The following is a 16,163-nucleotide window of genomic DNA, read 5'->3' as shown; positions in this document are numbered from 1 at the left end:
CATCTAAGCGTGAAGCCCCCTTTAAGATGAGATCTCCCATTCCTTTAAGGAAGTAAGACCCCTGAAAGACGATCAGGTAGATAGGCTGGAAGTGGAAGTCTAGTGATAGATGGAGCGGACCAGTACTAATCGGTCGAGGACTTAACCAACAAAGTTGGGTTAAAGGTAAGGTGTTGTGGTGCGTCGAATCAGCTGTTTAGTTTTGAGAGAACAACGTTCTCAAAATAAATAAGTACGGTGACTATTGCAAGAAGGATCCACCTGTTCCCATGCCGAACACAGCCGTTAAGCTTCTTTGCGCCGAGGATAGTGAGGGGTTTCCCCTTGTGAAAGCCGGACGTTGCCGTTCTTTTTTTATTATTTAAGATGAATTGAATATCGATTTATTATTCCGCAATAGCTCAGTCGGTAGAGCACGTGACTGTTAATCACGCTGTCGCAGGTTCGAGTCCTGCTTGCGGAGTTTTTATATAAAAAATAGTATTTGCCGCTTTAGCTCAGTAGGTAGAGCGCATCCATGGTAAGGATGAGGTCGCCGGTTCGATTCCGGCAAGTGGCTTTGATAGGACAGGGGTTTTTAACCCTTGTCTTTTTTTGTTTTTCTGGATTATTATCGAATAGCAGCCTAATCGTTATCTATCTAAAAAAACGGAACATTTTGTTGAAATCGCTTCTATACACTAGTTAAAATATACGTACATATCTTCATGATAGTTGATAATCTACTATACCTTAATTTAATCTTTCTTGAATTGCTTTAGGCTCTAAATCTAATTGTAACACGGTAGAAATTGTTAAAGGAGAAATGTATCGACTAAATAAAGATAATACATTTGAAGTATTAAACTATGATATTGAGTGATATATTTTATTTATCTAGTTATCTACTTGATAGGAGCAGTTCAAATTGTAGGATTACATTGGTATAAATGAATAAAAATTAATTTAAAAGTTATAATGTTCGTGTTTTTATGTATTTATTTTATAAAAACTTAAAAAAATGATATAAAAGCGAATATTATCTTGACTTCTTTTTCTTCTGTGTTATTATTTGATAGTAATAAATAATAACATTTATCTTTATTTCATATAATTCTCATAATATGGATGAGAAGTTTCTACTAATGACCGATAATCATTGTCTATGAAGAAAGTGTATCTAGGGTTCCGGAGATTTATTCTTGCTGGTCCAAGCGATACAAATGCTATGGATTGGCATTACACCACAGGGATAAAAGCCCAGATGGGTAGGTTTCATTCAGCCTACCCGTCTGGGCTTTTTGTTTTTTTACCTATAAAGAATTATATTGAAGTAAATAAAAATAACAGACTTTATTTAGGAGTAACGGATGAATCGAATAAAATGTGATATTGTAATAAAAAATTGTCTTCTTTTAACAGAGGAGTTTGAAATAGAAGAAAATATGTCGATTGCAATAAAAGATTCACGTATTGTTGCAGTAGATAAAAAAGAAGTAATTGAACAAGATTATATAAGTTCTGAAACAATCAATGGAAAACATAAAATTTTCATGCCTGGATTAATTGATGCACATACGCACATATGCCAACAATTACTAAGAGGGAAAATTATGGATCAACTTCCAATGATTTGGAAACGAATCATGGTTCCGTTTGAAAGTAGCCTCACACCAGAAGATGTTCGAATAAGTTCTCAGCTCGCGAATCTTGAAATGATTAAATCTGGGACAACTTCATTTTCTGATGCGGGTGGTATGTATATGGACGAAGTAGCTTCAGTGGTTATTGCGTCAGGGCTAAGGGAGCGATTACGCCATCTACTATGGATAATGACTCTTCTGTTCCAAAAAATATGTTATCAACAATAAAAGAAGTAATTAACAGAAATACTGATTTATATAATACCTACCATGGTGCTGGAGATGGTCGTTTAAGCATTTGGTTTTCTCTTCGAACGTTAATTAGTTGTTCGGAAGACGTAGTGCTTAAAATATTTGAAATGGCAGATGAATATCAAACAAACGTCCATGTTCACATGAATGAATATCCAAATGAGATAAATTATTCACTTGAGCATCACCAAAAAAGGCCAATTGAATATTTAGATTCTTTAGGTGTTTTGGGTCCTAATTTAGTAAGTGCACATAGTATCTTATTATCAGAAAATGAAATAGATCTTATTCAAAAAAATGATATAAAAGTGGTGCACTGTCCGATTAGTAATCTTGGAAAAGGTATGCCAAAGACACCAAGACTTTTACAATCGAATATAAAAGTAGGATTGGGAACTGACGGTACAGCACATGCAGGATTAAGTCTCTTTAATGAAATGAAAGTTTTTCGCTCCGCAATGCATATTGGCTATGGTGTACCGACATATGATCCACTGATCATGCCTGCAAAAACATTATTAAATCTAGCAATAAAAGGTGGTGCTCAGACTACATTTAATGAAGATAAATTAGGTTCAATAACAGTGGGTAAAAAAGCGGATTTAATCTCTATAGATCTTAATCAGCCACATATTTATCCTTCACACAATTTAGTCAATACTCTGGTAGAAGCTGTTAACCATACAGATGTAAAAGATATGATTGTCGATGGGAAAATAATAATGAGGAATCGAGAAGTTCTTACTTTAGATGAAGAAAAAATTATCTATGAAGGTAGAGAAGCATTAAAAAAACTAACAATTAAAGCTGGAATTTAAACATTTTTTTAAATGTTTAGCAACTAACTAAATTTCTAAAGGAGAAAAATATGAAACTTCGTATAAAACAGTATGCAAAAATCTATTTCGTCACTTTAATATTAGTAGTTGTTTTTGATTCAATTGGTACTTTACAATTTGATGTAGGAGCTGGACAGGTTGTTATTTTACCTATGGTTTTTTTAATTATTGCTGGAAGTATATTAGGACCGCAAATTTTAAAATTCTTCACTAAAGAAGAAGCGGAGCTGGGTGGAAGTTTAGTATTGATAACATTAGCACCTTTCATGGCAAAAATGGGAATATCAGCAGGTGCAAATTTATCAAAATTAGTGGCAGTAGGTCCAGCATTGCTTCTGCAGGAATTTGGGAACTTAGCAACTATTTTATTCTCATTACCTTTAGCTTTATTATTAGGTTTGGGGAGAGAAGCGATTGGGGCATGCTATTCAGTCAATCGTGATTCTAACTTAGCACTTACAACTGATATTTATGGACCAAATGCACCGGAGACAAAAGGAACATTTGGTGTTTATATTGTTGGTTCAGTAGTAGGGACAATTTTCATTGGTTTATTATCGAGTATTGTTGCTTCATGGAATATCTTCCATCCACTTGCATTAGGTATGGCCTCAGGTGTAGGTAGTGGAGTGATGATGTCTGCTTCTACGGGTACATTAGGAAGAATTTATCCAGAGTTTGCAGAGGATATTATTTTGATGGGCGGAGTAAGTGATATGCTTACAGGAATTACCGGAATATATATGGCTGTTTTTGTCGCATTTCCATTCACAAAATGGTTATACAATATTTTAGAACCAAAGATTGGTGTAGAAGCAAGAGCTGCAAAAAAAGCTAAAAGAACCCTCGCCAAAGGAGAAGTTAAGTAATGAAAAAAATAATATCGGAACAAGCATTTTTATTAATATTAGTCTCTACAATTATTATAATGACAAATATATTAGGATATAGTATGCCAATTAGAGACTCGATATTGGGTGTAGGTGTTTTAGCTATCATTGCTTTAATGGGCTTGATAATTAATAAAATTATGAGTCGATTTATAAAATTACCCGCAATGATGTATGTCTCTTTATTAGGTTTATTATTAGCTTCACCAGTTTCACCTGTAAGTGAGCTAGTAATTGGCACAACATCGAATGTTGCTTTCTTAGCCCCTACCACAGCACTAGGCGCTTTTGCAGGTATTTCATTAGGAAAAGATATTAAAGATTTTGCTAAAATGAGTTGGAAATTGGTGATCCTAACCATTTTTGTCATAACAGGAACATTTCTAGGATCCGTAACAATTGCTCATGTTGTTTTAAAACTTACAGGAGCAATATAAATTTTAAAATTAAACAATTCTCAAAAATTAGAGTAAAGATTCTAATCTTTTGAGGATTGTTTTTTTGTTATCTATGATTGTGATGCTTCAGATGATCATTGTTTTTTCCACCGTGAGATTAGGAGAGGACGACGAATCAATTGAAAGAGATAAATGGCTATTAACAAGAAGTCATACAATATTTTGCTGAGAAAGGTAAGGACACTTTTATAAGACAGGGGTTTTTAATCCTTATCTTTTTTGATTTAATGATTTACCTCTGATTGGCCACCGACTTTTCAGTCTTTAGGAAAATATTATCCACGTCATCATGAAAAAGGATTGAAACAACTAGTTAATAAAATAAACCGTGTACGAACTCTAAAGATAAAATTTAAATAACTTACTCCTTTCTAATGATTTTGGTATCAACTTTTATTATTTTTTGTTACACTGAAATTGACGATGTAAGCGGTTAATAAAAAATATAAGGAGGATTTTTTAATGGCTTATCAAACAGTTAATCCGTACACAAATGAAGTGGTCAAAGAATATTCAGATGCGACAAATCAGCAATTAGAGGATGCATTACAAAAAGGACATGAATTGTATCAAAAATTCAAAGTACAAGATATTAAAGAACGAGCTGAATTATTGCATCAAGTTGCTGCGAAAATTCGAGAACGTTCAGATGAACTGGCTCGTACAGCAACCATTGAAATGGGAAAATTATTAGCTGAAGCTGAAGGGGAAGTTGAATTATGTGCGATTATCGCGGAATGGTATGCAGATAATGGTGCAGAAATGTTGATGCCCGAAAAAATTGAAACAGGTGCAAACGGGATTGCAGAAGTTCACTATCAATCAACGGGTGTTATTATGATGGTTGAACCTTGGAATTTCCCTTATTATCAAATCATGCGAGTGTTTGCGCCAAACTTTTTAGTGGGGAATCCGATGATTCTAAAACATGCTTCAAATACACCTTCTTCTGCACAATTAATGGCAGATGTAATTTTAGAAGCGGGAACTCCTGAAGGGTCATTGAAGAATTTGTTTTTGAACTATGATCAAGTAGCTGATGCGATTGCAGATCCACGAGTTCAGGGAGCTGCTTTAACAGGTTCTGAGCGTGGAGGAAAATCTATTGCGACCACAGCTGGAGAACACTTAAAACAAACCACTTTAGAATTAGGAGGAATGGATCCATTTATTGTCTTATCGGATGCAAATATGGATCATGTCGCTGATATTGCTTGGCGTTCACGAATATATAATGCAGGGCAAGAATGTACTTCTTCGAAACGATTTATTGTCATGGAAGACGTCTATGATGAATTTATCCAGCGACTAAAAGATAATTTTAATAAGTTGAAACCAGGAGACCCACTAGACCCTGAAACAACTCTAGCTCCTATGAATACGAAAGAAGCAAAAGAAGAGTTGCAGGAACAAGTAGACGAAGCAGTTGCAGCTGGTGCTCAAGTCGCTTATGGAAATGAAAGTTATGATTTAGAGGGGCAGTTTTTTATGCCGACAATTTTAACGGATATCAATCGGGATAATCCAGCACATACAACGGAATTATTTGGACCAGTGGCTGTTGTTTACAAAGTAACCTCAGAAGAAGAAGCAATCGAGTTAGCAAATGATTCCCCATATGGATTGGGTGGGATTGTATTTGCTGGAGATGCTGATCATGGGGCAGAAGTGGCTGCTAAGATTGAAACAGGAATGGTTTTTGTGAATAACATCCGCTATTCTTTACCTGAATTACCGTTTGGTGGTGTGAAACGTTCTGGTTATGGTCGGGAAATGAGTCGCACTGGATTAATGGCTTTTGTCAATGAAAAACTTATTATCAAGGCAGATGAACCAGATATGGAAAATATAGCAGGCGGCTTAATTGCAACACAAGACCTTGAATAAAAGAATAAGAAAGCTACGAACATAAAAAATGTTCGTAGCTTTTTTTATTCATTCACTTTATTTTGATTCTTATCTACACTCTGAATTAATATGTAAAAGAACAAACCTAAACCAATCGTTAAGATAATATGACCAACGCCAGCAATTCCTGAAAAGGCGGCATGAGGGTCATTTCCGAGGGTAACGTAGATTCCATGGACGAGCATAACTAGAATCGTAAGACCGAGGCCGATATGGTAAGTGATAAAAAAATTATTGAAGTGCTTGTGTTCATCTAAATGAAATAATTTAGTAAGAATTAGAGCAAATAAAAAGAAAAAAGTGCCTAAGGTTAATGAATGGGTGTGTACGACACTTAGTTGGCTTCCAACGATTGCTTCTGGGGTTTGTATAAATTTTGGAAATTCTCTGTAAAAAACACCAACTAGTAGCCCAAAAGGAGTATATCCTAAACTTGAGTAGGTAATTTTTTTCATTTGTTATCATCTCCATTTATTTATTTTGAATTCCATGGATGACCCAATTTTTCTTATAAGAGAAATCTTTCATGAGTTCATCTTTTGACCAGTCATTTACGATAAAATCTTGTAGAGAGGTTATGACAAGGTGTTCAATAAAATATAGGAAATATAAGGCTTCTTCTTTAGTTTTAAAAAGAATTTCTTTTTTATTGAGTAGTACTAACCAATCTTTAACCATCTCTGAATGTAAAAGATCTTCACTCGTGGTAGGCCTCTTAGCATAGACATTTGCATTGCTTAAACTAAGCATTTGAATGCTTTTCCATTCATAACTAGATGGATCAAGATCCGCACACCAAGCAAGATAATTTTCTAGACCAAGCATAAAGTCATACTCATTTTCTTTTATAAATTGCATAATACTGGTGTGAACTTGATAGGCACATTGTTTAGCTATTGTATAGTAAGCGTCATAAATATCCACAAAGTATTTATAAAAGGCACCTCTAGACATTTCGAGTGCTTCTACAATTTCTGAAACAGTCACTTGACTGACATTTTTATCATAAAATATATCCAGTAATATGTTCGTGACTTTTTCTGATTTATCTTTATTTAAGTTAAGAAAAGTCGTTTTAGGCATTTGCAACCTCCTAGTCAAAATTTATTAAAAGTCATTTTGATAAATAGTATATCAGAAAAGTGACGGTTTGTCACTTTGTGAAAAGGTAGCTTTTTATCAGAAATTTAAAAATAGTATTTATTTTTCGAGAAGAGTGAAAGAACTGTTTAACTTTATTATTATTTGTTTGACTTGTTATTTATGAATGGGTTTGATTGAATGGGTATAAATCCAAAGATAGGGGAAATTAAAAGTGGACAATCATCATGACTTAAATTATTATTTAGATTCACGGAAACTAATGGAAAAACAATTAATCAATAAATTGAAGCAAAGTCTGCCACCTTCTGTAAAATTAATTGCTTATAATTATTCACATGCTGGGACAAGCTTATATGCCTTATTACAGAGAAAACAACAAGCCAAAACTCTCGAATGGCTGACTTTACGACTGGCAGATCATCCTCTGTGGTTAGAAAATGCCCAACAACTATTCATTAATTTTGGGAATCCAGCTGACTTAGGAAGCTTAGCGAAGAAGCTTACTGTTTTATTTGAAAATCCAAAGGTAGAAGACTACTTTTATAAATTAACACCTTCTGAAATAGCTATTTTACAGTTTTTAGATGCTTGTCAAAAGCAAGGAATGATCTGGGCAGTTCGTCTTCCTGAGAAAATTTTTGCTGCACGTAAACAAATAACCCTTGATTTGAAAAATGATTTTATAGAAACTGATTTATTTTTAGGTAATCGAAATAATCTAAATACAATGCTGTTACCAGTAGAGGCGAAAGAATATCAAGCTGAATTAGCTGTATTATTTGGTAGAAATTTATTATTCTCGAAGTTTGCGAGAAGTCGTTTGTTGAGATTATTACCAACAAATCAATGGATTCAACCGGTTATTAAAAGTGGGATAACAAAGGGAAAAGATTGGAAAGAGCAGATTGCAAATGTATACGGGCAAGAGTTATTGAATGTTTATAAAAAAGGGGAAAAATTATCGATGAACTTGTAATGAATGTCATGAATAATTATTCCCCAATATTTAGGATAAGTACACAACTAAATTTGTTGTGAAGCAGAGTTTGTAAAATTATTCTGTATATCTTATTCGATTAGCTATTTTTCTTAACCTCGTCGATTAAGTGTTCAATAGATTGATAACCTAATTCGTCTAGTTTTGCAGGAAGAGCTTCAATAAGCTCTTTACAAATCATAGGATTATGTAAATTGGCGGTTCCTACAGCAACAGCACTTGCGCCAGCTAGATACATTTCAATCACATCATCTACCGTCTCGACGCCACCCATCCCAATAATTGGAATATCGACTGCACGCGCTACTTCATAAATCATACGAATCGCGATTGGTTTAATAGCGGGTCCACTTAAGCCACCTGTTTTATTCGCAAGGATTGGTTTACCTGTGTGAAGATCAATCCGCATACCGGTTAAAGTGTTAATCATAGTAATTCCATCGGCTCCACCTTCTTCAACTGCTTTTGCGATTTCCACAATACTTGAGACATTAGGGGATAATTTAACATAAAGAGGTAAATCTGTGACGGCTTTGACTTTTTTAGTTAGTCGTTTTGCGACTGTTGGATCAGTTCCAAAAGCCACGCCACCTTCAGAAACATTTGGACAAGAGATATTTAATTCAATGGCTTTAACATTGGGTGCTTCGTGGATTCTTTTACAAACTTCTATATATTCTTCTTCCGTGGCTCCAGCCACATTTGCAATGATTGGTACATCAAATTGAGCTAAAAAAGGATATTTTTCGTTTAAAATAACTTCTAAACCAGGATTTTTAAGTCCGATTGCATTAAGCATACCTGAAGTTGTTTCTGCAACTCTTGGTAAATCATTGCCGACACGTTCCTCTAGAGTAACAGCTTTCGCCATAATGGCGCCCAGTATACTCAAATCATAAAACTTTGAAAATTCTTCCCCAAATCCAAAGCATCCACTTGCTGGAATAATTGGATTTTTCAATTCTAAACCTGGTAAACTTACTTTTAATTGATTCATAATTCCACCTCTTTTATATTAAATACGGGACCATCTGTACAAATTCTATGCTTTTTATCTTTAGTGTCGCACGCATAACAAGCGCCAATCCCACAAGCCATTCTTTCTTCTAGAGAAACGTAAAGATGGGGATGATCGTCAAATGTCATTTGAAGATAATAAAGTAAAGGCCAAGGCCCACAAGCATAGATAGCATCAAACTCTTTCAGTTCATCAATCACATTTCCTACATTTCCTTTAACTCCCATAGAACCGTCATCTGTAGTGATAATGACTTCGCCTAAGACTTGAAACTTTTCAATATAATAGGCCATGTCAGCTGACCCAAATCCTAAGACAGAAGTAACTCTGATATTTTTATGCGTAAATTCTTTTGCTAGTTGGTATAAAGGGGCCACGCCCATGCCGCCGCCGACAATTAAAACTTCTTCAACATCTAAAAGATCAAATCCATTTCCCAGAGGTCCTAAAGCATCTACTTCCTCACCTGGCTCAAAAAGAGACATTGCTTTTGTCCCTTCGCCAATGACTTTGTAGACAAGATTTAATTCTTCTTCGTTGTAAGAAGCGATACTAATCGGTCTTCTTAAAATTAAATCGTCTCTTCCAGACTTCAAATGCATAAATTGTCCGGCTTTTATCTCTTTGATCTCCCGAGCATCTAAAATCAGCTCATAAGTATCTTTTGCGATGCAATTATTAGATATTATTTTCATAAGCCCTCCTGATATACAATTTGTCCTTCTACCATGGTCAACACACAGGCACCTTTTACTCGCTGATTCATAAAGGGTGTGTTGCTTGATTTGGAATGAATAAAGTTTTCATTAATAGTTACTTCTGTTTCTAAATCAAACACCGCAAAATCTGCAAGATCTCCGATTTTCATAAAGTTTCCTTGAAGGTTGAAAAGCTCTTTAGGCTTAATACTCATCCAATTTTGTAATTGTTCTAAGGTGAAGATTTTTTGTTTTTCAACAAATTCGGTATAAAGTAAAGGAAAGGCCGTTTCTAAACCAATAATTCCAAAAGGTCCGTCAAAACCTAAAGCTTTTTCTTCTTGAGTATGAGGTGCATGATCGGTAGCGATAATCTCAATATCACCATCCAACAATGCTTGAATTAAGGCTTCTTTATCTTCACGAGCTCTTAGAGGCGGATTCATCTTATAAGCTCCGTTATTTTCTTTAATATTATCTTCGCATAACAATAAATGATGAGGAGAGACTTCAGAAGTCACATTTGCACCAATCGCTTTCCCCATTTTAATGGCGGCAACACTCTCTTTACTGGAGACATGGCAGACGTGATAGTGTACCTTTGTTTCTTGAGCTAAGATGACATCTCTAGCTATTTGAGAACTTTCAGTTGCGCTTATTATTCCTTTTAGACCAAGTTCTTTATTTTTGTTTCCCTCATGCATCACGCCACCATATAAAAGGGAATTATCTTCTGTATGAGCTACAATGCTTTTATTATTTTCCTGAGTTTGTAGCATCGCTTCATACATCACCGAAGCTGTTTGAACGCCAACGCCATCATTGGTATAAGCAAAAGCATTAATTTCTTTGAAATCTACCAATTCACCACTCACTAGTTTTTGGGTAATCGGTGCATATTGCTGAACTTTTACAAGCGCATCTTTTTCAATTAAAGCTTCAATCTCCCGATATTTTTCGACAGTATCGGGAATAGGGTTGGTATTGGGCATCGCACAAATAGTTGTGAAACCTCCCTTAGCTGCTGCTTTTGTCCCTGTTTTTATGGTTTCTTTATCTGTGAAACCCGGTTCTCTTAAATGAACATGGACATCTACTAACCCAGGCATCAATAATTTCCCTTTTAGATCAATAACTTTATCTGCTTCATGCTCTTTATTATCTATTGTATTAATTTTTTTATCTTGAATTAATACATTGACTAACTCTAATTGATTGTCTTCTTCAATAATATTGGCATTTTTAAGTAATATTGTCATTATTCACCTTTCACCCATTCTAAAATAGCCATTCGCGCAAACACCCCATTTTCCATCTGTCGAACAATTCGAGACTTTTCACTTTCAACGAGACTTGACTCAATTTCAACATCTCGGTTAACCGGAGCAGGGTGCATAATAATCGCATCCTTTTTTAGCTGCTGATATCTTTTTTGATTGAGTCCATAATCTCTTAAATAAGCGGCCTCCGTATCAATATATCGAGCCTTACTCGTATGTCGTTCAAATTGAATACGTAACATCATTAAAACATCCACTTCGGAAATGACTTCATCAATCATTTGATACGTTCCATAATTTTCGAAGTCGTCATCATAATATTCTTCAGGACTACAAAAATAAAGAGTCGCACCCAATTCGTGTAAAATTTTTGCATTACTTCTAGCTACACGACTATGTTTTAAATCACCAACAATCGCAATTTTCCGTCCCTGTATACTTCCAAATTCTTCGACAATCGTCATCAGATCCAATAGACATTGAGAAGGATGTTCTCCACTTCCACTTCCTGCATTAACAATGGAAATACCAATATCCAACAAGTCTTTGTAATACGCATTATTTTGATGCCGAATGACTGCAATATCCATTCCAAGAGCTTTCATGGTAAGAATGGAATCATAGAGACTTTCTCCTTTATTGACTGCACTTGTTGTCACATCGAAATTATATGTATGAAAATCCATTTGCTTCTCTGCCACTTCGAAACTCATTTTCGTACGTGTGCTACTTTCAAAAAACATATTCACAATACTTTTTCCGTTTTTATTTAAAGAAGCTCCATTTTTAATTTCGATTCCTCTTTCAGCTAACCCAATAAATTCCTCTGATTTAAATTGTTCCACCTCTAGAAAATGTCTCATGATGATGATCTCCTTTCATATTCACAAGTAAATGATGTCTGTTACTTTAGTTTGATTAATTTTGGACAAAAAAATATCGCGATTGAAATCAATAAGATCAACCACGATAGTAAGAAGGTTGGAAGGAAAGAATATCCAACCAATACAACTATTAAATTTTTTATTTTGAAATAAATCAGGAAAAATGAAAACACTCGAAAGATGATTAAAATCTAATGTGCACGTCAACTTATCTGTCTTCATATTCTTCCCGCCTCCAAATGTATTCTTAATCAAACTTTCAGAAGTATAAATAATTTTTCGAGAAATGTCAAGGAAAAATTATTTCTTTTTTGGTCAACCCCATCCTCAATACGATGAATCTCCTATAATTTAATTCACTTGTAAAATTTTTGCAGCGTCTAAATATACTTAAAAAGTTGATAAATTAGCCACCGCACACAAACTGCGAAAAAATTGCGTGCAATAAGGCAGTATCACGCACAAATCGCGAATAATTGTGTGTAACGGGGCTGTATCACGCACAAATTACGAAAAATTGCGTGCAATAAGGCAGTATCACGCACAAATCGCGAATAATTGTGTGTAACGGGGCTGTATCACGCATAAATTACGAAAAATTGCGCGCTGGAGATTATACCGCACACAAATCGTAAAAAATTGCGTGCTGAAGATTGTACCGCACACAAATCGCAAATAATTGCGTGCAACGAGGTTGTATCACGCACAAATTACGAAAAATTGCGCGCTAGGAGGTTCCACCGCACACAAATTACGAATAAGTGTGTGATAAAGGAAAAAATCGACTTTATATTGGGATAAAGAGGTAAAATATGTAGAAATTAAAATAAAAAGAGATTTAAAATCAAATCACTGATTTTAAATCTCTTTCTTCTTTTATAAAGTTTCTCTTAAAGATTATTTTGGCTTTAGTCTTTTATGTGGCGAGTTCTATTTTATCCTTTAAAAGGGACTCATTTGAAAGAACCAGTAAGTTTTTAGATTTACTGGCCGTATTGTCGCTACTCTTCACTTTCAGTTATAAAATTGACAAAGAGAACTTCAAGCTTCATTCGTTAATTGAAAATAAAATAGAGAAATAGCAGAATGTGTTATAAAATATAATAAGATTCTATTTAAGCGCTTTATACTAAAATTTACATAAAATTTTTTTAAAATATGAGTGAAGAAAAGAATAGGGGAAAATAATGGTAGAAGAGCATAATGAAAATAGACCCACATTTAAGCTAGTAACTAAAGGCTTTGACTGGGGCCCAGGCTATTGGAAAATGATTATTGATTTAAAATCAGAGGTGAACGATCTTTCAAATACTGATTTTAAAGTTGAAGCGAAAAAGAATTATGAAGCTTATGAGCCGTCTTCGAAAGAAGTAAAGACGGAAGTAGGTAATGAAGAAGTTGGAATGCCGGAATATTATCTTTCTGATGAAAAGGGGAATAAACTGCAGGGTAGCTCTCAGTATGTGACACTAGAATTAAGTGTGCATCCAGACAATATTTTTACAAATCCTTTTAAATATAGTTTTGAAACGGGTCTTAATACTTATGAACCTATAGAGTATAAAGTAACGATGTCACAACCTATTTATAATTTGACTGGAGAAAAAATTGAAGGATTCGTTTTAAAACCAGCCGACTGTACAGAGGTATTAGAACCAGAAGCATCACTTTTTGAATATAGTGAATTTAATTATGAAGATGAAGATTATGGAGATATTAATCTGACATATGCTTTTTTTACGCCAGATACCAAGAAATCTAAACATCCACTTATTATTTTACTCCATGGAGCTGGTGAAGGGGGAACAGATCCTAGAATCGTCTTATATGGAAATAAAGTCGTTGCTTTAGTCTCAGATGACATACAGTCCTATTTTGATGGAGCCTATGTTTTGATTCCACAAGCGCCCACTATGTGGATGGATAGTGGCGAAGGTGAGTATACGAAAACAGGACAAAGTAAATATACAAAAGCTTTAATCGCTTTGATAGAAGAGTATATTGATAAAAATCCTATAGATACGGATAGAATATATTTAGGAGGAGGTTCTAACGGAGGCTATATGACAATGAACTTGCTTTTAGAAAATCCGGAATTGTTTACAGCGGCCTTCCCAATTTGTCAAGCTTATGCCTCTGAGTGGGTGAGTGATGAAAAATTGGAGCGTATAAAAGAAATCCCCATTTGGTTTATACATGGAGAGAACGATCCTGTTGTTTCATTTGAAAAAACAGCAAAAAGTATAGCAGAAAGACTGAATCATTTAGGAGCTAAAGAAATAAAAGTAACAACCTTTGAGAATATAGTGGATACTAGCGGAAAATATAAAACAAAAGATAATAAGTCTTATAAATATAATGATCATTGGTCATGGATTTACGTATATAACGATGAAGTAAAAGACCAAGATATATCATTGTTTGAGTGGTTAGCTTCTAGATGATTCGATGATTAAATATATTGTCAGTTCAAGATGAATAATTGTCAGTTTCTTAAATTTTGTTTATGAAATGGTCGCTGAAATAACGCCTATTAGACATAGAGTGTAAGTTATATCTAATAGCGTCGATTCTACGCCTCCATCCAATGGCTTAATTTACAGGAGTCCTTGTAAAATGGTATCATAAAGTTATGAATAAAATGAAAGCGTTAAAACGAATGAAATAAATAAGAAAGTTGGGGGAAGATGGGAAATACATCATTAGGGAAATTAATTAATGGCTCAGATATTCGCGGGATAGCGATCGATACAAAAGAGCACAAAGCGAATTTAACGGAAAAGGAAGTTAAAAAGATTGCGAATGGGTTTCTGAACTTATTAAAAGAAGATAAAAAGGTGCAACGAAAGCCCATGCGTATTGCCATCGGTTTTGATAGTCGTGTTTCAGGACCAGCGATCAAAGAAGCTTTGGTAGAGGTTTTCATGGGAGCTGGGGTGACGATTTTAGATGCTGGTTTGGCGACAACGCCGGCGATGTTTATGGCGACACAGTTTTCAGAAATCGATGCGGATGCCGGAATTATGATTACAGCAAGTCACTTGCCTTATTTTCATAATGGCTTGAAATTTTTTACAAAAGAAGGAGGTGCCGAGCATGAGGATATGGAAAAAATAATCGAATATGCTGATTCTGGAGTAGCTTCTCAAGGGGAGGGCCATTTAGAAGATATTGATTTAATTTCTTATTATGCAGATGATTTAGTCCAAAAGATTCAAGAGGGAACAGGATTGGAAAAACCTTTAGAGGACTTACATATTGTTTTGGATGCTGGAAATGGTGCAGGCGGCTTCTTTGCAGCGGATGTATTAGAGCCATTAGGAGCTAAGACGACAGGGAGTCAGTTTTTAGATCCGGATGGGTATTTTCCAAATCATATTCCAAATCCAGATAATTCAGAAGCGATGGCCAGTATTCAAGGGGCGGTATTAAAAAATAAGGCGGATTTGGGTATTATTTTTGATACGGACGTTGATCGAGCGGCGGTTGTCGATGATAGTGGCGAGTTTATTAATCGAAATAACTTGATTGCTTTGTTGGCTCAGATTGTATTAGCGGATGAAGCGGAAGCGACGATTGTGACGAATTCACCAACGACTTCTCATTTGAAAACCTTTATTCAAAATTTAGGTGGAAAACAATACCGCTATATTTCGGGTTACCGGAATGTTATTAATAAAGCGATTGAATTAAATCAAGAAGGCACTTCGACGCCTTTAGCTATCGAAACAAGTGGTCATGCGGCATTTCGAGAAAATTATTTTTTAGATGATGGAGCTTATGTTGTGGCGAAGATTTTGATGTTGCTTCCTGAATTAAATCAGAAAGGCCAAAAAGTAGGGGACTTGATTAAAGAGTTAAAGCAACCGGCAGAAGCACAAGAAGTTCGCTTTACGATATTAGACGAGCAGTATCAAGAATATGGGCACCAAGTGATTGGCAATTTAGAGGAATTTGTGGCTCGGACTCTTGGTTTTGACCGAGAACCGGATAACACGGAAGGCATTCGCGTGAATGTGTCAGAAGGCTTTGGGAGCGGATGGTTTTTATTGCGGATGAGTTTGCATGAGCCTTTACTCGTTCTCCAAGTGGAAAACGATCACGAAGGATCCAATCACAAAGTGTTCCAACAACTCGCTAAGTTCTTCGAAAAATACGATAAATTAAATCTAGAAAAATTAGAAAAGATTTTAGCCTAATAAAAAAAAGAAAA

At 35.0% G+C, this 16,163-nt stretch carries 14 protein-coding genes, 2 tRNA genes, 2 rRNA genes and 1 riboswitch; of the genes, 12 read left to right on the top strand and 6 right to left on the bottom strand.

Annotated features, from left to right (window positions below):
• From BUB96_RS04950 to BUB96_RS04915, 9 genes are all read left to right on the top strand, one after another.
• Positions 1 to 149, top strand: a 23S ribosomal RNA gene (locus tag BUB96_RS04950); the annotation flags it as partial.
• 84 nt (positions 150 to 233) lie between these two features.
• A 5S ribosomal RNA gene (gene rrf / locus BUB96_RS04945) occupies positions 234 to 349 on the top strand.
• Positions 350 to 390: 41 nt separating this feature from the next.
• Positions 391 to 463, top strand: a tRNA-Asn gene (locus BUB96_RS04940).
• Between the two features lie 23 nt (positions 464 to 486).
• A tRNA-Thr gene (locus BUB96_RS04935) sits at positions 487 to 559 on the top strand.
• Between the two features lie 506 nt (positions 560 to 1,065).
• Positions 1,066 to 1,165, top strand: a riboswitch (purine riboswitch).
• Between the two features lie 184 nt (positions 1,166 to 1,349).
• A complete protein-coding gene (locus BUB96_RS10620; protein WP_200789044.1) occupies positions 1,350 to 1,850 on the top strand; it encodes an amidohydrolase family protein in 501 nt (166 codons plus the stop codon).
• Positions 1,835 to 2,692, top strand: a complete 858-nt coding sequence (locus BUB96_RS10455; protein ID WP_200789041.1) for an amidohydrolase family protein — start codon at positions 1,835 to 1,837, stop codon at positions 2,690 to 2,692. Before BUB96_RS10620 ends, BUB96_RS10455 begins: the two co-directional genes overlap by 16 nt.
• Before the next feature lie 50 nt (positions 2,693 to 2,742).
• The gene (locus BUB96_RS04925; protein ID WP_073297242.1) at positions 2,743 to 3,582 is read left to right on the top strand and encodes a DUF3100 domain-containing protein; all 840 of its coding nucleotides are present in this window, start codon (positions 2,743 to 2,745) and stop codon (positions 3,580 to 3,582) included.
• The gene (locus tag BUB96_RS04920; RefSeq protein WP_073297239.1) at positions 3,582 to 4,040 is read left to right on the top strand and encodes a hypothetical protein; all 459 of its coding nucleotides are present in this window, start codon (positions 3,582 to 3,584) and stop codon (positions 4,038 to 4,040) included. Before BUB96_RS04925 ends, BUB96_RS04920 begins: the two co-directional genes overlap by 1 nt.
• 483 nt (positions 4,041 to 4,523) lie before the next feature.
• A complete protein-coding gene (locus BUB96_RS04915) occupies positions 4,524 to 5,948 on the top strand; it encodes an NAD-dependent succinate-semialdehyde dehydrogenase (protein WP_073297235.1) in 1,425 nt (474 codons plus the stop codon).
• A 44-nt stretch (positions 5,949 to 5,992) separates the two neighbouring features.
• Here the strand turns inward: BUB96_RS04915 and BUB96_RS04910 are convergent, their stop codons facing one another.
• Positions 5,993 to 6,424: a DUF2871 domain-containing protein gene (locus tag BUB96_RS04910; RefSeq protein WP_073297230.1), complete on the bottom strand. Its 432-nt coding sequence runs from the start codon at positions 6,422 to 6,424 to the stop codon at positions 5,993 to 5,995.
• Between the two features lie 16 nt (positions 6,425 to 6,440).
• Complete coding sequence (locus BUB96_RS04905; protein WP_073297227.1) at positions 6,441 to 7,052, bottom strand: TetR/AcrR family transcriptional regulator; 612 nt, start codon at positions 7,050 to 7,052, stop codon at positions 6,441 to 6,443.
• A 232-nt stretch (positions 7,053 to 7,284) separates the two neighbouring features.
• Between BUB96_RS04905 and BUB96_RS04900 the strand changes: the two genes are divergently transcribed.
• A complete protein-coding gene (locus tag BUB96_RS04900) occupies positions 7,285 to 8,049 on the top strand; it encodes a hypothetical protein (protein ID WP_073297224.1) in 765 nt (254 codons plus the stop codon).
• A gap of 100 nt (positions 8,050 to 8,149) precedes the next feature.
• On the opposite strand, the gene BUB96_RS04895 is transcribed toward BUB96_RS04900, so the two are convergent.
• From BUB96_RS04895 to BUB96_RS04880, 4 genes are read right to left on the bottom strand one after another with little or no spacing between them, the layout of a single operon-like run.
• Entirely contained in the window at positions 8,150 to 9,067 is a 918-nt protein-coding gene (locus BUB96_RS04895) for a dihydroorotate dehydrogenase (RefSeq protein WP_073297221.1), read from the bottom strand.
• The gene (locus tag BUB96_RS04890; protein WP_073297216.1) at positions 9,064 to 9,783 is read right to left on the bottom strand and encodes a dihydroorotate dehydrogenase electron transfer subunit; all 720 of its coding nucleotides are present in this window, start codon (positions 9,781 to 9,783) and stop codon (positions 9,064 to 9,066) included. Before BUB96_RS04890 ends, BUB96_RS04895 begins: the two co-directional genes overlap by 4 nt.
• On the bottom strand, positions 9,780 to 11,045 hold the full coding sequence (locus tag BUB96_RS04885) for a dihydroorotase (RefSeq protein ID WP_073297213.1): 1,266 nt from the start codon (positions 11,043 to 11,045) through the stop codon (positions 9,780 to 9,782). Before BUB96_RS04885 ends, BUB96_RS04890 begins: the two co-directional genes overlap by 4 nt.
• On the bottom strand, positions 11,045 to 11,929 hold the full coding sequence (locus BUB96_RS04880) for an aspartate carbamoyltransferase catalytic subunit (RefSeq protein WP_073297210.1): 885 nt from the start codon (positions 11,927 to 11,929) through the stop codon (positions 11,045 to 11,047). The genes BUB96_RS04885 and BUB96_RS04880 overlap by 1 nt, the downstream gene beginning before the upstream one ends.
• Positions 11,930 to 13,137: 1,208 nt before the next feature.
• Here BUB96_RS04880 and BUB96_RS04870 point away from each other — a divergent pair.
• Together BUB96_RS04870 and BUB96_RS04865 are read left to right on the top strand one after the other, a co-directional pair.
• Positions 13,138 to 14,394: a prolyl oligopeptidase family serine peptidase gene (locus BUB96_RS04870; RefSeq protein ID WP_073297204.1), complete on the top strand. Its 1,257-nt coding sequence runs from the start codon at positions 13,138 to 13,140 to the stop codon at positions 14,392 to 14,394.
• Between the two features lie 243 nt (positions 14,395 to 14,637).
• Positions 14,638 to 16,149 carry a phosphohexomutase domain-containing protein gene (locus BUB96_RS04865; protein WP_073297201.1) on the top strand — a complete coding sequence of 504 codons (1,512 nt, stop codon included), beginning with the start codon at positions 14,638 to 14,640 and terminating at the stop codon, positions 16,147 to 16,149.
• Positions 16,150 to 16,163 lie beyond the last annotated feature (14 nt).

Origin of the sequence: Atopostipes suicloacalis DSM 15692, from assembly GCF_900129085.1 — a bacterium.
GTDB classification, from domain to species: domain Bacteria; phylum Bacillota; class Bacilli; order Lactobacillales; family Carnobacteriaceae_A; genus Atopostipes; species Atopostipes suicloacalis.
This window is presented reverse-complemented; position numbering and strand designations above follow the sequence as displayed.

Bases quoted from the DNA above. Each gene is read 5' to 3' on its own strand.
- BUB96_RS10620 (WP_200789044.1), top strand. From the start codon at position 1,350: ATGAATCGAATAAAATGTGATATTGTAATAAAAAATTGTCTTCTTTTA.
- BUB96_RS10455 (WP_200789041.1), top strand. From the start codon at position 1,835: ATGTTATCAACAATAAAAGAAGTAATTAACAGAAATACTGATTTATAT.
- BUB96_RS04925 (WP_073297242.1), top strand. From the start codon at position 2,743: ATGAAACTTCGTATAAAACAGTATGCAAAAATCTATTTCGTCACTTTA.
- BUB96_RS04920 (WP_073297239.1), top strand. From the start codon at position 3,582: ATGAAAAAAATAATATCGGAACAAGCATTTTTATTAATATTAGTCTCT.
- BUB96_RS04915 (WP_073297235.1), top strand. From the start codon at position 4,524: ATGGCTTATCAAACAGTTAATCCGTACACAAATGAAGTGGTCAAAGAA.
- BUB96_RS04910 (WP_073297230.1), bottom strand. From the start codon at position 6,424: ATGAAAAAAATTACCTACTCAAGTTTAGGATATACTCCTTTTGGGCTA.
- BUB96_RS04905 (WP_073297227.1), bottom strand. From the start codon at position 7,052: ATGCCTAAAACGACTTTTCTTAACTTAAATAAAGATAAATCAGAAAAA.
- BUB96_RS04895 (WP_073297221.1), bottom strand. From the start codon at position 9,067: ATGAATCAATTAAAAGTAAGTTTACCAGGTTTAGAATTGAAAAATCCA.
- BUB96_RS04890 (WP_073297216.1), bottom strand. From the start codon at position 9,783: ATGAAAATAATATCTAATAATTGCATCGCAAAAGATACTTATGAGCTG.
- BUB96_RS04885 (WP_073297213.1), bottom strand. From the start codon at position 11,045: ATGACAATATTACTTAAAAATGCCAATATTATTGAAGAAGACAATCAA.
- BUB96_RS04880 (WP_073297210.1), bottom strand. From the start codon at position 11,929: ATGAGACATTTTCTAGAGGTGGAACAATTTAAATCAGAGGAATTTATT.
- BUB96_RS04870 (WP_073297204.1), top strand. From the start codon at position 13,138: ATGGTAGAAGAGCATAATGAAAATAGACCCACATTTAAGCTAGTAACT.
- BUB96_RS04865 (WP_073297201.1), top strand. From the start codon at position 14,638: ATGGGAAATACATCATTAGGGAAATTAATTAATGGCTCAGATATTCGC.